Here is a 14,192-nt window from a genome sequence, read left to right as displayed (position 1 = left end):
CACGGATCATCCGTCAGGGCACCGCAGAGACAGCTGCGCCTCGCCTGTGTCGCCGGGAATGCGACTGCGAAGGCTGTTGGGAATGACCCGGCATCCGGTTGTCTGTTCGGCGGCCACCACCATCAGTTCAGGAATTCTGGCACGGGTCTGACGGTCAAGATAACCAAGGCGGATCACCTGCGCCCGCGCACCGTCGTGAAAAACGACAAACCGGACACCATCCAGCGTCGTGTCATACCGGGTGGCGCCAAAGAATTGCGGCGATGGCGAAGCGCAGGCGGAAAGAATCAGGACCAGGGACAGGATCATACGCATGACCCCTGTTTAGCCACCAGGGGTTAACAAACCCTTACGACTAGGCAATTAATCAGGCGGCCGGACTGTCGCCTCAGCTTAACCCGCGCGATTGGCAGCCCGTGCAGGTGAGGATATCCGGCAACGAATCCAACCGCTCTGCCGGGATCACAGCACCGCAGCAGGTGCAAACTCCATAGTCACCGCCAGCGATCCGCTGCAGCGCCGATTCGATCTGCTCCAGTTCAGCCTGACCAGCTTGACCAAGGGCGTGAATAACGGCCCCGTGTTCCCCTGAAATAGATTGGGGCTGAGAGGCCTCAAGCTCATGACGAATCATCGCCAGATCAGCATGAATAGCATCTCGACGCGCGGTCAAAATGGTTTTGCGGGTGGTCAGCTTCATAAGGCGCTCCTGTTCGCGGACAGGGCCATACACAAAATGCGCCTCGGCGACTTTGATCTGCGTCAATTTGCTGCGACCTTCCCAACCAGACATGCAGTGGGAGGGATTTATCTGCCGCAGGGACCCCCAGCCTCTTTGAAGGTAACCCGAATTTAACCTGTGGGCGCCAGGATGGGTCTATGACGACCAGCACTCGCCTGCCTTCTTTTGCACATATCTGCCCTGAACCGGGGCTGCTTGCGCGCACCCGGTTCAGGGTAGTGCAACTATCAGCTATCCATCTTCAGCGCCTGAATAAAGGCGGTCTGCGGAATTTCGACCTTGCCGAACTGGCGCATCTTTTTCTTGCCAGCCTTTTGTTTTTCCAGCAATTTTTTCTTACGCGTTGCGTCACCGCCATAACATTTTGCCGTCACGTCCTTACGCAGGGCGCTAAGCGTTTCACGCGCAATCACCCGACCACCGATCGCTGCCTGAATCGGAATTTTGAACATGTGCCGCGGGATCAGGTCCTTAAGCTTTTCGACCATGGCACGGCCACGCGATTCGGCCCGGTCGCGGTGAACCATGATCGCCAGCGCATCGACCGGTTCATCGTTCACAAGAATCGACATCTTGACCAGATAATCCTCGCGATATTCCGAGATCTGGTAATCAAAGCTGGCATAGCCCTTGGTCACCGACTTGAGCCGGTCATAGAAGTCGAAAACCACCTCGGCCAACGGCAGGTCATAAACCACCATGGCCCGATTGCCGGCATAGGTCAGGTCAAGCTGGATACCACGCCGGTCCTGACAAAGCTTCAGCACATCACCCAGATATTCGTCAGGCACCATAATGGTGGCTTTGATCCGCGGCTCTTCGATGTGATCAACATGGGTCAGGTCAGGCATATCAGCGGGGTTGTGAAGGTCCCGCACCTCGCCATCCTTCATGTAAAGTTTGAACACCACCGAAGGTGCAGTAGTAATGAGATCCAGATCGTATTCGCGCTCCAGCCGGTCCCGGATCACCTCAAGATGCAAAAGGCCCAGGAATCCGCAGCGGAAACCGAAACCCAACGCGGCCGAGGTCTCCATCTCATAGCTAAAGCTGGCGTCGTTCAGTGCGAGCTTTTCGATAGCATCGCGCAACGCCTCAAAATCGTTGGCATCGACCGGGAAGAGCCCGCAGAATACGACCGGCTGCGCGGGTTTGAAGCCCGGCAGCGGCTGCTCACAGCCCTTACGCTCATGGGTGATGGTATCGCCGACGCGGGTGTCACGCACCTGCTTGATCGACGCAGTCAGCACGCCAATTTCACCCGGCCCCAGCTCGGCAATATCCTGCATCTGGGGACGCAGGACCGCAAGCTTGTCGATGCCGTAGACGGCATTAGTCTGCATCATACGGATGCGGTCGCCCCTGCGGATCACCCCATCCATGACACGGATCATCACGACAACGCCCAGATAGGGATCATACCACGAATCGACGAGCATCGCCTTAAGCGGTGCGTCCCGGTCGCCCTTGGGTGCTGGCAGGCGGGTAACGATGGCCTCAAGCACATCAGGGATGCCAAGACCGGTCTTGGCCGAGATCTCGATCGCGTCATGGGCGTCGATGCCGATCACGTCCTCGATCTGCTCCTTGACGCGACCAGGCTCGGCGGCAGGCAGGTCGATCTTGTTCAGAACCGGCACGATCTCATGCCCGGCATCGATGGCCTGATAAACGTTGGCGAGCGTCTGTGCCTCGACCCCTTGCGTGGCGTCCACAACCAACAGCGAGCCTTCGACGGCGCGCATGCTGCGGCTGACTTCATAGGCAAAGTCGACGTGGCCGGGGGTGTCGATCAGGTTCAGCACATAGGTGCGCCCGTCCCTGGCCGGGTATTCGATGCGCACGGTGTTGGCCTTGATGGTGATACCGCGCTCGCGTTCGATATCCATGCTGTCCAGCAGCTGGGCTTTCATGTCGCGTTCGGCGACCGTGCCCGTCATCTGGATCAGCCGGTCGGCCAAGGTGGATTTACCGTGGTCGATATGTGCCACGATCGAAAAATTGCGGATGAGATCAAGGTCGGTCATGGCCGGGCTATACAAGGGCTTTTGCGTTGCGGGAAGAGGATTCAAGAGATCGGGGCAAAGCCGGCTGCGCGCAGCTGGCGCCGACGCAGCACCGCCTCGCGCCACATCGTGTAGCAACCCGAGGCAACGATGATCGCAGCACCCAGCATGGTCAGAACATCCGGCCGCTCACCAAAGACCACAAAGGCAAGAATCAGGGCAAACACCAGACGGGCATAACGATATGGAGCCAGGGCCGAGGCCTCACCGACGCGGGTTGCGGCAACCAGCAATCCATACCCACCCACACCCACAGCGATACAGCCCACTACCAGCAGCCATTGACGCAGGTCGGGCATGACGAACTCCTGCCCCAGCACCCACCCCATCTGCAGGGCAGCAATCAAAATGGCAAAGAAAGCCGAGGCGGCAAGCTGGTCGGAATGGATACGCGCCGGTACATGCCGGGTGCACAGATCACGGCCTGCAAGCCCCACCACCGCCAGAAGCGCCATCAGCGAGATCGGCTGGAACCCGTCCAGCCCCGGCCGGATCACCAACAATACGCCAAGAAAGCCGACAATAATCGCGACCCAGCGTCTCCAGCCGACCGGCTCGCCCATCAGCGCCGCGCCAACCACGATGGCAAGCGGCAAGGCCTGCATGATCGCCGAAGTTGAAGACAGCTCTGTCAGTGCCAGCGCCACGACGATCCCGATCGAGCCGACTGCCTCCATCAACCCGCGGAACAACACGACTGGCCGTACAAGGTCACGGGTAAAAAGCCGCCCACCTTTCAGCTTCAGCATGGTGCCAAAGACGCAAAGCCCCAAAAGCCCGATCAGCGCCAGCACTTGGGCGTAAGGCAGCTCGGCCGAAAGCAGCTTGATGAACATGTCCTCGAAGGCGAACAGCACCATCGAGATCACCATCAGGATCGCACCACGGAAATTTTCGGTGACCATCGGTCGCAGCCTCATGAGGGGGAGTTGCGCCCGTGGCGCCGTGGCGCGATCATAGGTCGGTTCCCGGACAAGCGAAAGGTCCGGCCAGGCGAAAGGATGCCCTGATGAAGTTCCGCGTTGAGGACATGAGCTGCAACCATTGCACTGCCGCGATCGAAAAGGCGGTGGCCGAGGCAGGCGGCCATGCCAGCTGCGATCTGCCCACGCATAGCGTCACTGTCGAGGGGCTGGAGCGCGACCGCGCCGCCCAGGTGATTCGCGACGCCGGCTATACCCCCGAACCGGCCTGAGGGCATATCTTGGGCCTCGTCGCGGCTCAGCCGCCATCCTTGGCCCGTCGTTCGCTGCCCGCCATAATTGAGACCAAAGGCAGCTTCTGCTAACCTTGATGGCAGAAAGATCGCAGCAGACAGAGGGTGCCCAGCCCCATGCCGCGACACGAGCCGAGGAGACAGGAATGTTCAACCGACTGATGACCGCCGCCGCGGCGGTGGTGCTTACTGCGCCATGGGCCGTAGCAGGGCCGATTGATTCTGCATGCGTGCGCTCAGAACGCGGCGCCCGCAACAGCCAGGTCTGTGGCTGCATCCAGCAGGTCGCCGACCAGACGCTATCGCGCTCTGACCAGCGCCGCGCTGCCCGCTTTTTCCGTGACGCGGACGAGGCGCAAAAGGTCCGCATGTCGAAAAGCGACGCCGACAACGCCTTCTGGGCACGCTACAAAAGCTTTGCCGCCGCGGCCGAGGCCTATTGCGCACGCTGAGCCTGATATGCGCATCACCGTGCTGACCGGGGCCGGCATCTCGGCCGAAAGCGGGATCCGGACCTTTCGCGCCAGTGACGGGCTGTGGGAAAATCATAGGATCGAGGACGTCGCAACGCCCGAGGGCTTTCGGCGTGATCCAGCTTTGGTTCATCGCTTTTATAACCAGCGCCGCGCCACTGCGGTCCGCGCCCAGCCCAACGCCGCGCATCGGGCGCTGGCCCGGCTGGCCCGGCATCACCACCTGACACTGATCACGCAGAATGTCGACGATCTGCACGAACGCGGCGGCTCGACCGAGGTGATCCATATGCACGGCAGCCTGCTCGGCGCCCTCTGCGCCGCCTGCGGCTGTCGATGGCCAGCACCGCTGGTGATGCGGGCACAAGATCTCTGCCCCTCCTGCGGGGCACCGGAAACCCGGCCCGATATCGTCTGGTTCGGCGAAATCCCCTATCATATGGAGGCAATCTGGGCTGCTGTCGAAAACGCCGGGATCTTTGCCGCCATCGGCACCTCGGGCCTCGTCTATCCCGCCGCCGGTCTCGCCCAACACGCGCGCCGCAATGGTGCCGAAACCATCGAGCTGAATCTCGTCGACTCGGCCGTCAGTCGCGACTTCACCCAACGCCGCATCGGCCCCGCCACGACGGTCGTGCCCGAATGGGTCGATATGCTCTGCTCCTGAGCAGCGCCTCCAGACTTCTTTCGTGTCTAAATATCCATTGATCCGCGCCGCCGGCGCAACAGCAGCCCGCAGCAGAGCAGGGGGCAAGGCTTGACCATTGCAAGCCGATCCGCCACCCCTTGCCTGCACCTTTCGCCTGCCCGCAACCTCAAGGCCCACCATGACCCGCACCATCCTCGCCAATGCCCGCCTGATCCTGCCTGATACCGTGACGACCGGCGCACTTATCATCGAGAATGGTGTCATCACAGCGATCGAGCCCGGCGAGATTGTCCCGACGGGGGCCGAGGATCTGCAAGGCGATTTCCTCGCCCCCGGCATGGTCGAGCTGCATACCGACAACCTTGAACGTCACCTGCGCCCGCGCCCTGGCGTGGATTGGCCCCATGCCAATGCCATCCTCGCCCATGATGCCGAGCTGGCAGGCTGTGGCATCACCACGGTCTTTGATGCGATGCGCGTGGGCTCGATCCCGAATAATGGACCGGACAAGGATTACGAGAAATATGCCCGCGCGCTTGCCCATGAACTGGCCGCGCTGCGTGAAAAAGATGTGCTGCGGATCAGTCATCTGCTGCATCTGCGTGCCGAGGTCTGCTCAGAGACCCTGCTGGCCGAACTGGACGAATTCGGCCCCGAGGACCGCGTCGGTATCATCAGCCTGATGGACCATACCCCCGGTCAGCGTCAGTTCCGCGATATCAGCAAGCTCGCCCAGTATGTGCAGGGCAAGTACAAACTGTCGGACGAGGAATTCGCCCGGCATGTCGCAAGACTGCGGGATTTGCGTGCCCGTTTCGGCGACCAGCACGAGGCAGCGGCGGTCGAGATCGCGCATCGTCTGGGCGCGGTACTCGCCAGCCATGACGACACTACCGCCGAACATGTCGTGACTTCGGCAGGTCATGGGGTGCGGCTGGCAGAGTTCCCGACCACGCCCGAGGCGGCGGCCGCATGCCACGCTCATGGCATCATGGTGATGATGGGGGCGCCGAACCTGATGCGTGGCGGATCGCATTCCGGCAATGTCTCGGCAGCCGAACTGGCACGGGCCGGGCATCTGGACATTCTGTCCTCGGATTATGTGCCCTCGGCTTTGCTGGCCGGGGCGCTGATCCTTGCGCGGATCTGGGATGACCTGCCCCGTGCCATCGCAACTGTAACCCGAAACCCGGCCAAGGCTGCGGGCCTTGCAGATCGCGGCCGTATCGCGCCGGGGCTGCGGGCCGATCTGATCCGATTCTCAATGATGGGCGAAACCCCGGTCATGCGCGGAACATGGGTGCGCGGCCAAAGGGTCTGAACACCGGCAGTGGACAAGGGCGGCGGGGACACCCCGCCGCCGCAAGGTCTCAGGTAATCACATCGGGCCGAGGCCGGCCGGTACGGGCGCGGATACCGGCGATTTCCTCGGCGGCTGTGATGATCGGGGCCAGTGCCGCTTGCGGATCGTCCTTCATCCGGGCCGGATCGGTCTCGACCCGCTCAAGATAGACGCGCAGGGTCGCGCCTTCGGTCCCGGTACCCGACAGGCGCATTACGATGCGCCCACCACCTTGGGTCATGATCCGCAGGCCCTGACGTTCGGTCCGCGAACCATCCACCGGGTCATCATAGGCAAACTCATCCGCCGCCTCGATACGCAGGCCGGCAATGGTCTGGCCCGGCAGTTCGGACAGACGGGCGCGCAATGCCTCCATCAGCTCCGAGGCCGCGCCGGCATCAACCGCCTCGTAATCGTGGCGCGAATAATAGTTGCGGCCGAATTTCGCCCAGTGATCAGCCATGACCTCGGCAACCGACTGACGGCGCTCGGCAAGCACGTTCAGCCAGAACAGCACCGCCCACAAGCCGTCCTTTTCCCGCACATGATCCGAACCGGTTCCGGCGCTTTCCTCGCCGCAAAGCGTGGCGCGGTCGGCGTCAAGCAGATTGCCAAAGAACTTCCATCCGGTCGGGGTTTCGCAGCAGGCAAGGCCCAGGCTTTCGGCCACGCGGTCCAGCGCACGCGAGGTCGGCATCGAACGGGCAACCCCCTTCAGCCCCTTGGCATAGGCAGGCACCAGCGTCGCGTTGGCGGCAAGTACCGCAAGGCTGTCCGAGGGCGTCACATAGCAATTCCGCCCGACGATCATGTTGCGGTCGCCATCCCCGTCCGAGGCAGCGCCGAAATCCGGCGCATCGGCGCCAAACATTACATCCATCAGATCCTTGGCCCAGATCGGGTTGGGATCGGGATGACCGCCGCCGAAATCGGGGCTAGGCACGGCATTGACCACCGAACCCGCAGGCGCCCCCAACGCGCCCTCAAGTATCGCCTTGGCATAGGGCCCGGTGACGGCATGCATGGCGTCAAAGCGGATGCGGAAACCATCGCCAAACAGCGCCCGGATCTTGTCAAAATCAAAGATCGAGCGCATCAGCTCGGCATAATCGGCGACCGGATCGACGACCTCGACCTCCATCCCGCCAAGGGTCGTTGTACCGGGGGTGGAAAGATCGACGTCCTGTGCATCCAGGATGTGATATTCACCAAGCGTCTTGCTGGCGGCAAAAATCGCCTCGGTCACCGGCTCGGGCGCGGGGCCGCCATTGGCGGTGTTGTATTTGACGCCGAAATCCTCATTCGGGCCGCCGGGGTTGTGGCTGGCCGACATGATAATGCCGCCATCTGCCTTGCGCAGCCTGATCAGATGCGAGGCGGCGGGGGTCGACAGCAGTGCATTCTGCCCGACGATCACCTTTTTCGCGCCGCTCGCCGCAGCCATGCGCAGGATCACCTGCGCGGCGCGGTCGCTGAAATAGCGCCCGTCCCCACCCAGAACATAGGTCTTACCCGACGCGCCCCCGGTACCGTTCCAGATCGCCTGCACGAAATTTTCCAGATAATGCGGCTGCATAAAGACCGGGGTCTTCTTGCGCAGGCCGGACGTGCCGGGCTTTTGGCCCTCAATGGGCCGGGTCGGGACGGTATGAACGGTCATGGACCTCTCCTTAACGTTCTTGGTCGGGCGGGATGCTGGCAGCCAGCACGACTAAGGGCAATGGTTGGAAATCACCAGCTATCAAGGCCCGGCGCAACAGCCTGTGTGGCTATGCGCCGGGCAGGCAACAGGTGCATGGGCAGGATCCCGCGCAGGGCGGCGACATGGCTCTGTGTCTCAGAAATCCAGGCCCAGATCCAGCGTGCGTGCCGAATGGGTCAGCGCCCCGACCGAGATATAGTCAACACCCGTCGTCGCCACCTCGGCGATACGGGCAAGTCTCATATTGCCCGACGCCTCCAGCACCACGCGGCCCTGTGCCATCACTACCGCCTCGCGCAGATCCTCGGTCCGCATATTGTCAAGCAGAACGACATCGGCACCGCCTTCGTCCAGTACCTCGGCAAGCTGGTCAAGGCGGTCAACCTCGATCTCGACCCGCATCATATGCGAGGCGCGCGCCTTGACCGCCTGCAACACCGGCCGAATGCCGCCCGCCGCGGCGATATGATTGTCCTTGATCAGGATCGCATCCGACAGACTGAAACGGTGGTTGAAACCGCCGCCATGCAGCACCGCCTGTTTCTCGACCAACCGCAGACCCGGAGTGGTCTTGCGCGTGCAGGTGATGCGCGCCCGGGTGCCCGCCGTCTCGGCCACGAAAGCCGCCGTCTGGGTCGCAATACCGGAAAGGCGGCCGGCAAAGTTCAGCGCCACCCGCTCGGCCGATAGGATCGAGGCGGCCTCGCCCTCGATCTCGGCCAAGGTATCGCCCGGCTGAAAGGGGCTGCCGTCAGAATGATGCAGCCGCCAGACAAGGCTCGGGTCGATCAGCCGAAAGGCGATGGCAGCCAGTTGCATGCCCGAGGCAACGCCCGCCTCGCGTGCCACGATCCGTGCCCGATAGTGGGTCCCGGCCGGGATCACCGTGCGGGTGGTGATATCGCCATAGGTGCCCAGATCCTCGGTCAGTGCGGCCCGTACCAGGGGCTCAAGGATCATCTCGGGCAGCGGGGGCATGTCGGTCATGTCGTCTCCGGTTCAAGCGAGGCGCGCAAGGCCAGCGCCTGCGCCAGCGTCAGGCGCGAGCGGCGGCCCTCGGCCATGGTCTGCGGGAAATCGGTGCGGCAATGCGCCCCCCGGCTTTCCTGCCGCATCAGCGCCGCCGCAGCGATCAGGGTCGCGGTTGCGGTCATGTTCAAAAGCGCGGGGCAATCGGGTTGGGCAGCCTCGATGGCAGCAATCTCGCGCAGGCAGCGGGCAAGGCCATCGGCGTCGCGCAAGACGCCCGCGCCCTCGGTCATGGCACGGCGCAGCCGGGCGACCAGCGCAGGATCGGGCACCGTGCCCGGAGGCAAATCGGGCAACAGGACCTGTGGTTCATCCTGCACAGGAACTGGTTGCGCCTCAATCGAAAGCGCGCAGCGGCGGGCAAAGACCAGCGCCTCAAGCAGCCCGTTCGAGGCCAGCCGGTTTGCACCATGCAGCCCGGTCGAGCTGGCCTCGCCACAGACCCAAAGCCGGTCTAGGCTGGCCCTGCCATCATCATCCACCGCGATGCCGCCCATATGGTAATGCGCGGCGGCAGCGACCGGGATCGGCTCGCGCGTGGGGTCGATGCCCGCCCTGGCACAGGCCTCGGCCACAGCGGGAAAATCGGTGAGGAGGCGCGGCCCAAGACAGGCCCGGGTGTCAAGCATCGGCCGCAGCCCTGCCTGAGTCTGGGCATAAATGGCGCGGGCCACCACATCGCGTGGCGCAAGCTCGGCATCGGGGTGGATCGCCGGCATGAACCGCTCACCCAGACGGTTGATCAGATGCGCCCCCTCACCCCGCAGCGCCTCGGTCGCCAGGGGCGCGGGATCTTCGCCGCAATCAATCGCAGTCGGATGAAACTGGACAAATTCGGCATCGGCGATTTCCGCCCCGGCCCGCGCCGCCATGCCGATCACCTGTCCGCGAATGCGCGAAGGGTTGGTCGTCAGCGCGTAAAGCCCGCCCGAGCCGCCGCCCGCCAGCAGCACCGCCGGGGCGCGGATGCGCAAAGGGGCCGAACCTTGCGGACCGGAAAGCGCCACATCGACCCCCGTCACGGCGCCGTTTTCGACCGACAGGCCAGTTGCAATCACGCCCTCAAGCACCTGCACCGAGGGCGTCTCGCGCACGCAGGCGACAAGGACGCGCATGATTTCCGCCCCCGCCTGATCCCCGCGCACGCGCACGACGCGGGCAAAGCTGTGCGCCGCCTCACGCGACATGACATAGCCGCCGTCCGGCCTGCGGTCGAACGGCGTGCCAAGCGTGGTCAGGTCAAGGATATGGGCGCGGGCCTCTTGGGTGACGCGGTGGGCAACCTCGGGATCGACGGTGCCCGCACCCGCAATCAGCGTGTCGCGGGCATGGGCGGCAGGGCTGTCGGCGGGGTCCATGGCCGCAGCCACCCCGCCCTGCGCCCAAGCCGAACTGGCCCCCTGCCCCAGCACCTCGGGCGAGATCATCAGCACAGGGCGCGGCGCCAGTTTCAGCGCCGCATAAAGCGCGCCCAGCCCGGCGCCGACGATGACGACGCGGCCGGTCGAGACCTCGCGCATGCGTCAGGCCGCCAAGCGTTGCGACAGGTCGATCATACGCTGGACCGAAAGGCGCGCGCGTGCAGCGATTTCGGGGTCCACCTCGACCACTCCGGTCATGGTGTGCAGCGACCAGAGCACCTTTTCCAGCGTGATCTTTTGCATATAGGGGCACATGTTGCAGGGGCCCAGGAACTCGACGTCCGGGTTAGTGTCCGAGATGTTCGAGGCCATCGAACATTCGGTGACCAACATCACCTGCCGGGGCTGCTCACGTTCGACCCAGTCCTGAATACTGGCGGTCGAGCCGGCATAATCGGCCTCGGCCACCACCTCGGGCGGGCATTCAGGGTGGGCGATAATCTTCAGCCCCGGGTTCCACGAGCGAAAATCCCGCAGATCCTGCGCAGTAAAGCGTTCATGCACAACGCAAGCCCCGTCCCACCAGACGATCCGCTTTTGCGGGACCTGCCGGGCGACATTCTGTGCCAGCCACTTGTCAGGCGTCATGATGATCGTATCGCAGTCCAGCGCCGCAACGATCTGCGCCGCATTGGCAGAGGTGCAGCAAATGTCCGAGGCAGCCTTTACCTCGGCCGTGGTGTTGACATAGCTGACCACCGGCGCATCCGGGAAACGGGCGCGCATTTCAGCGATCCCCTCTGGGGTGATGCTTTCGGCAAGCGAGCAGCCGGCCTCCATATCAGGCATCAGCACGGTCTTTTGCGGGTTCAGGATCTTTGAGGTCTCGGCCATGAAATGCACGCCGCATTGGACGATCACCTCGGCCTCGACCCTGGTCGCTGCGATGGCAAGCGCAAGGCTGTCGCCCACGACATCCGAAATACCGTGATAGATCTGGGGCGTCATATAGTTATGCGCCAGCACGACGGCATTCCGCTCTTTCTTGAGCTTGTTGATCGCGGCGACATAGGGGGCATGAATTGCCCAGTCCGGCCATGGCATGACACGGCCCATGCGCGCATGGATATCGGCCATACGCTCGGCCAGTTCGAGCGAGGGCTCAAGATCGTAATGCGAGCCAAGCTCGCTGCGGATGGTCGTCAGATCGAGCATTCGGTCCCCCCTGCTCTGCCCGCGGCGCGGTCCCTCCGATGCGATGCGGTCAGCCTGATGCCAAAGCCGCCCCCGCCCGTGAGTCGGGTTTCCTAACGGATGGAGGTCACTCGGGCAATGCAAATGCGACAGTTAGGTAACAAGGCCCAAGCCGCTGATCCCCGGACGAAAGCCCCCCGTCGCGCCCTATCCCACCCAGACCGCCGGGATCAGGCCGCGCAGCGCATTGCCGACCCATAGCCTGAGATGGGGCATATCCGCAGCCAGCAGCAACTCTTCACGGCATTCCCCGCTGGCAAGCATCTGGCCGCGCAGGACACCCGGCAACAGGCCTGAGGCAAGCGGCGGCGTGCGCATACCCTGTCCGCGATCAAAGAACAGCGTGGTGATTGTGCCGTCGCAAACCTCACCCCGCTCGTTAAGAAAAATCACCTCGTCGATCCCTTTGGGCAAAGCGGCGCGGGCAGCATCGTAATGCGCCCGCCGCGTGGTCTTGAGCCGCAGCCACGGATCGTCCGAAGACAGCTGGGTCCCGGCCAGTGCCAGCCGCCACTCGGGCCGCGATCGGGGCAGCGCCGCCTGCGTCACCTCAGTCCGCCCGGCGTGGTCGAGGGTCAGGCGCAGCCGCGCAGGCTGGCCCCACGGGGCGACCAGTGCCGCGCGCGCCGCCCGCAGATCGCATGGCCAGCCAAGCGCGCGCGCACCCGAGGCAAGACGGGCCAGATGCCCTTCGATCCGGGGGCATTGGATGCCGTCCCACAGCACCGTCTCGATCAGCCTCAGGTCGGGGTCGCCAGATGCTGCGCGTAGCCCGCTTTCCATAATGCCTCCTCCCATTCGCCCTCGGCGGTCGAATCCTGGACGACGCCGCCGCCGACATTCAGGATGACCTCTCCATCGGGCCAGATCGACAGGGTCCGGATCGCGACCGAGAAACACGCCCTCCCATCCGGCGCCATCCAGCCGATCGAACCGCAATAGACGTCGCGAGGGTACGGTTCGACCTCGCGGATGATCTGCATGGCCCGTATTTTGGGCGCACCGGTGATCGATCCGCAGGGAAACAGCGCCCGCATCAGCTCGCCCAGCTCGGCCGGACGCGCAAGCTGACCAGTCACGCGCGAGCTCATCTGATGGACAGTGGCAAAGCTGTCCACGGCGAAAAGCTCGGGCACCCGCACCGAGCCGACATGCGAAATGCGGGCAATATCGTTGCGCAAAAGATCGACGATCATCAGGTTCTCGGCCCGGTTCTTTTCCGAGGCGGCAAGCCCCGCCGCCAGCGCCGCGTCCCGCAGCGGATCGGGATCTCGCGGGGCCGTGCCCTTCATCGGCCGCGCCTCGATCCTGCCTTGCGCATCGAGGCGAAAGAACAGCTCGGGCGAGCGTGAAACCACCACCGGCCCCACCCCAAGGTCGACATAGGCACCAAACCCCACCGGCTGCCGCGCGGCCAGCGCCGCGTAAAGTTCAGGCGGGGTGCCTGCCACCAGGCACGAGCGGATCGGAAAGGTCAGGTTGATCTGATAGCAATCCCCCGCCCCGATATAGTCGAGCGTACGGGCAAAGGCCGCGGCATATTCCCCTTGCGAGATCATCGGCTGCAAGGGCGCAAGCCGTGCGCCATCGCCGGATGGCAGCGCGGGCGCGGGCACGGGCGCGGCAAAGGCGGCAAAGACCATCAACGGCGCACGGCGGTCGGCGGGCATATCAGCGGTCAGCACCGGCTCCAGCGCATAGCCCAGCTCATAGGACAGCCAGCCCGCGATCCACGCCCCCCGCCGACGCAGATCCTCAAGCCGGGAAAGCGCGGGGGCGGCGTCCTCGGCGCGGGTCACTACCACGACTTCCTGCGGGTCCTGAAACAGGACCGGCCCGCTCTCAGGACCGAATTCGCAAAGGATCACACATGCCTCCATTCCTGCGCCGCGAGGTAGCACAGGCGCGGCGACAGGAACAATGGCCGGCAAAGGAACCGACGCGACAACAACAGTGGACGCCGGGGCGATTATAGCGCGAGCGACACCCAGGCCCGATTGCGCCGGCCTGAGCGCAGGCAGACATCGACGAAGATGACGCCCTCAAGCCCCTCACGAATAGCGGGAAAGATCACCGCCGGATTGGGCCGACCACCCGATCGGCGGGTGGGGAATGGCGCGCGTCGCCTAGCCATGGATATTGGCAAACCCCTCCTGACAGCCCCCGAGTGGCCGATGGAGATGCGGATCTGATGCGCGGCATCTGATCCGCGCGACAGGCGATGGCGCGGCTGATCCAACTGTGTGACCCACTGGATTCCAGTCGCAAACTGACGAAACTATACGGTGCTGGAATGCACGGAATATTTCCGGACAGAGAGAAATCCAAGGACTAGGTCATGTTGACAAATGGCGAAGC

General features: G+C 63.6%; 14 protein-coding genes. 4 read left to right on the top strand and 10 right to left on the bottom strand.

Features of this window, described 5'->3' with window-relative positions:
- Nucleotides 1–6: 6 nt before the first annotated feature.
- The 4 genes from PARACOCCUSGL_RS0110065 to PARACOCCUSGL_RS0110050 all read right to left on the bottom strand — a co-directional run bounded on the left by PARACOCCUSGL_RS0110065 (nucleotide 7) and on the right by PARACOCCUSGL_RS0110050 (nucleotide 3,713).
- Nucleotides 7–309, bottom strand: coding sequence for a hypothetical protein (locus tag PARACOCCUSGL_RS0110065; protein WP_010395942.1), 303 nt, complete (start codon nucleotides 307–309; stop codon nucleotides 7–9).
- A 79-nt stretch (nucleotides 310–388) separates the two neighbouring features.
- Nucleotides 389–700 carry a hypothetical protein gene (locus PARACOCCUSGL_RS20485; protein ID WP_050804183.1) on the bottom strand — a complete coding sequence of 104 codons (312 nt, stop codon included), beginning with the start codon at nucleotides 698–700 and terminating at the stop codon, nucleotides 389–391.
- A gap of 269 nt (nucleotides 701–969) precedes the next feature.
- Nucleotides 970–2,769: a translation elongation factor 4 gene (gene lepA, locus PARACOCCUSGL_RS0110055; protein ID WP_010395937.1), complete on the bottom strand. Its 1,800-nt coding sequence runs from the start codon at nucleotides 2,767–2,769 to the stop codon at nucleotides 970–972.
- 41 nt (nucleotides 2,770–2,810) lie between these two features.
- A complete protein-coding gene (locus PARACOCCUSGL_RS0110050; RefSeq protein ID WP_010395934.1) occupies nucleotides 2,811–3,713 on the bottom strand; it encodes a DMT family transporter in 903 nt (300 codons plus the stop codon).
- Between the two features lie 104 nt (nucleotides 3,714–3,817).
- Between PARACOCCUSGL_RS0110050 and PARACOCCUSGL_RS0110045 the strand changes: the two genes are divergently transcribed.
- The 4 genes from PARACOCCUSGL_RS0110045 (at nucleotide 3,818) to PARACOCCUSGL_RS0110030 (ending at nucleotide 6,467) form a co-directional block, all read left to right on the top strand.
- Entirely contained in the window at nucleotides 3,818–4,003 is a 186-nt protein-coding gene (locus PARACOCCUSGL_RS0110045) for a heavy-metal-associated domain-containing protein (protein WP_010395932.1), read from the top strand.
- A 167-nt stretch (nucleotides 4,004–4,170) separates the two neighbouring features.
- The gene (locus PARACOCCUSGL_RS0110040) at nucleotides 4,171–4,476 is read left to right on the top strand and encodes a hypothetical protein (protein ID WP_010395931.1); all 306 of its coding nucleotides are present in this window, start codon (nucleotides 4,171–4,173) and stop codon (nucleotides 4,474–4,476) included.
- Nucleotides 4,477–4,483: 7 nt separating this feature from the next.
- Nucleotides 4,484–5,164 (top strand): NAD-dependent deacylase, encoded by a 681-nt coding sequence (locus tag PARACOCCUSGL_RS0110035; protein WP_010395928.1) that lies wholly within the window; start codon nucleotides 4,484–4,486, stop codon nucleotides 5,162–5,164.
- 160 nt (nucleotides 5,165–5,324) lie between these two features.
- Nucleotides 5,325–6,467, top strand: coding sequence for an alpha-D-ribose 1-methylphosphonate 5-triphosphate diphosphatase (locus tag PARACOCCUSGL_RS0110030; RefSeq protein ID WP_029371978.1), 1,143 nt, complete (start codon nucleotides 5,325–5,327; stop codon nucleotides 6,465–6,467).
- Between the two features lie 49 nt (nucleotides 6,468–6,516).
- On the opposite strand, the gene PARACOCCUSGL_RS0110025 is transcribed toward PARACOCCUSGL_RS0110030, so the two are convergent.
- The 6 genes from PARACOCCUSGL_RS0110025 to PARACOCCUSGL_RS0110000 all read right to left on the bottom strand — a co-directional run bounded on the left by PARACOCCUSGL_RS0110025 (nucleotide 6,517) and on the right by PARACOCCUSGL_RS0110000 (nucleotide 13,702).
- Nucleotides 6,517–8,148 (bottom strand): alpha-D-glucose phosphate-specific phosphoglucomutase, encoded by a 1,632-nt coding sequence (locus PARACOCCUSGL_RS0110025; protein WP_010395925.1) that lies wholly within the window; start codon nucleotides 8,146–8,148, stop codon nucleotides 6,517–6,519.
- Nucleotides 8,149–8,325: 177 nt separating this feature from the next.
- Entirely contained in the window at nucleotides 8,326–9,177 is an 852-nt protein-coding gene (nadC, locus tag PARACOCCUSGL_RS0110020; protein WP_010395923.1) for a carboxylating nicotinate-nucleotide diphosphorylase, read from the bottom strand.
- Nucleotides 9,174–10,739, bottom strand: a complete 1,566-nt coding sequence (locus tag PARACOCCUSGL_RS0110015) for an L-aspartate oxidase (RefSeq protein ID WP_010395921.1) — start codon at nucleotides 10,737–10,739, stop codon at nucleotides 9,174–9,176. Before PARACOCCUSGL_RS0110015 ends, nadC begins: the two co-directional genes overlap by 4 nt.
- A gap of 3 nt (nucleotides 10,740–10,742) precedes the next feature.
- A complete protein-coding gene (nadA, locus tag PARACOCCUSGL_RS0110010) occupies nucleotides 10,743–11,795 on the bottom strand; it encodes a quinolinate synthase NadA (RefSeq protein ID WP_010395918.1) in 1,053 nt (350 codons plus the stop codon).
- A 186-nt stretch (nucleotides 11,796–11,981) separates the two neighbouring features.
- A complete protein-coding gene (locus PARACOCCUSGL_RS0110005; protein ID WP_010395915.1) occupies nucleotides 11,982–12,617 on the bottom strand; it encodes an aminotransferase class IV family protein in 636 nt (211 codons plus the stop codon).
- Nucleotides 12,575–13,702 carry an aminodeoxychorismate synthase component I gene (locus PARACOCCUSGL_RS0110000; RefSeq protein ID WP_029371975.1) on the bottom strand — a complete coding sequence of 376 codons (1,128 nt, stop codon included), beginning with the start codon at nucleotides 13,700–13,702 and terminating at the stop codon, nucleotides 12,575–12,577. The genes PARACOCCUSGL_RS0110005 and PARACOCCUSGL_RS0110000 overlap by 43 nt, the downstream gene beginning before the upstream one ends.
- Between the last annotated feature and the right edge of the window lie 490 nt (nucleotides 13,703–14,192).

The organism is Paracoccus sp. TRP (assembly GCF_000185925.1).
Taxonomy (GTDB): Bacteria; Pseudomonadota; Alphaproteobacteria; order Rhodobacterales; family Rhodobacteraceae; genus Paracoccus; species Paracoccus kondratievae.
This window is presented reverse-complemented; position numbering and strand designations above follow the sequence as displayed.

Excerpts from the sequence above, each read along its gene's own strand:
- lepA (WP_010395937.1), bottom strand. The coding sequence starts at position 2,769 with ATGACCGACCTTGATCTCATCCGCAATTTTTCGATCGTGGCACATATC.
- PARACOCCUSGL_RS0110045 (WP_010395932.1), top strand. The coding sequence starts at position 3,818 with ATGAAGTTCCGCGTTGAGGACATGAGCTGCAACCATTGCACTGCCGCG.
- PARACOCCUSGL_RS0110050 (WP_010395934.1), bottom strand. The coding sequence starts at position 3,713 with ATGGTCACCGAAAATTTCCGTGGTGCGATCCTGATGGTGATCTCGATG.
- nadC (WP_010395923.1), bottom strand. The coding sequence starts at position 9,177 with ATGACCGACATGCCCCCGCTGCCCGAGATGATCCTTGAGCCCCTGGTA.
- PARACOCCUSGL_RS0110065 (WP_010395942.1), bottom strand. The coding sequence starts at position 309 with ATGATCCTGTCCCTGGTCCTGATTCTTTCCGCCTGCGCTTCGCCATCG.
- PARACOCCUSGL_RS0110005 (WP_010395915.1), bottom strand. The coding sequence starts at position 12,617 with ATGGAAAGCGGGCTACGCGCAGCATCTGGCGACCCCGACCTGAGGCTG.
- nadA (WP_010395918.1), bottom strand. The coding sequence starts at position 11,795 with ATGCTCGATCTGACGACCATCCGCAGCGAGCTTGGCTCGCATTACGAT.
- PARACOCCUSGL_RS0110030 (WP_029371978.1), top strand. The coding sequence starts at position 5,325 with ATGACCCGCACCATCCTCGCCAATGCCCGCCTGATCCTGCCTGATACC.
- PARACOCCUSGL_RS0110035 (WP_010395928.1), top strand. The coding sequence starts at position 4,484 with ATGCGCATCACCGTGCTGACCGGGGCCGGCATCTCGGCCGAAAGCGGG.
- PARACOCCUSGL_RS0110040 (WP_010395931.1), top strand. The coding sequence starts at position 4,171 with ATGTTCAACCGACTGATGACCGCCGCCGCGGCGGTGGTGCTTACTGCG.
- PARACOCCUSGL_RS0110025 (WP_010395925.1), bottom strand. The coding sequence starts at position 8,148 with ATGACCGTTCATACCGTCCCGACCCGGCCCATTGAGGGCCAAAAGCCC.
- PARACOCCUSGL_RS20485 (WP_050804183.1), bottom strand. The coding sequence starts at position 700 with ATGAAGCTGACCACCCGCAAAACCATTTTGACCGCGCGTCGAGATGCT.
- PARACOCCUSGL_RS0110015 (WP_010395921.1), bottom strand. The coding sequence starts at position 10,739 with ATGCGCGAGGTCTCGACCGGCCGCGTCGTCATCGTCGGCGCCGGGCTG.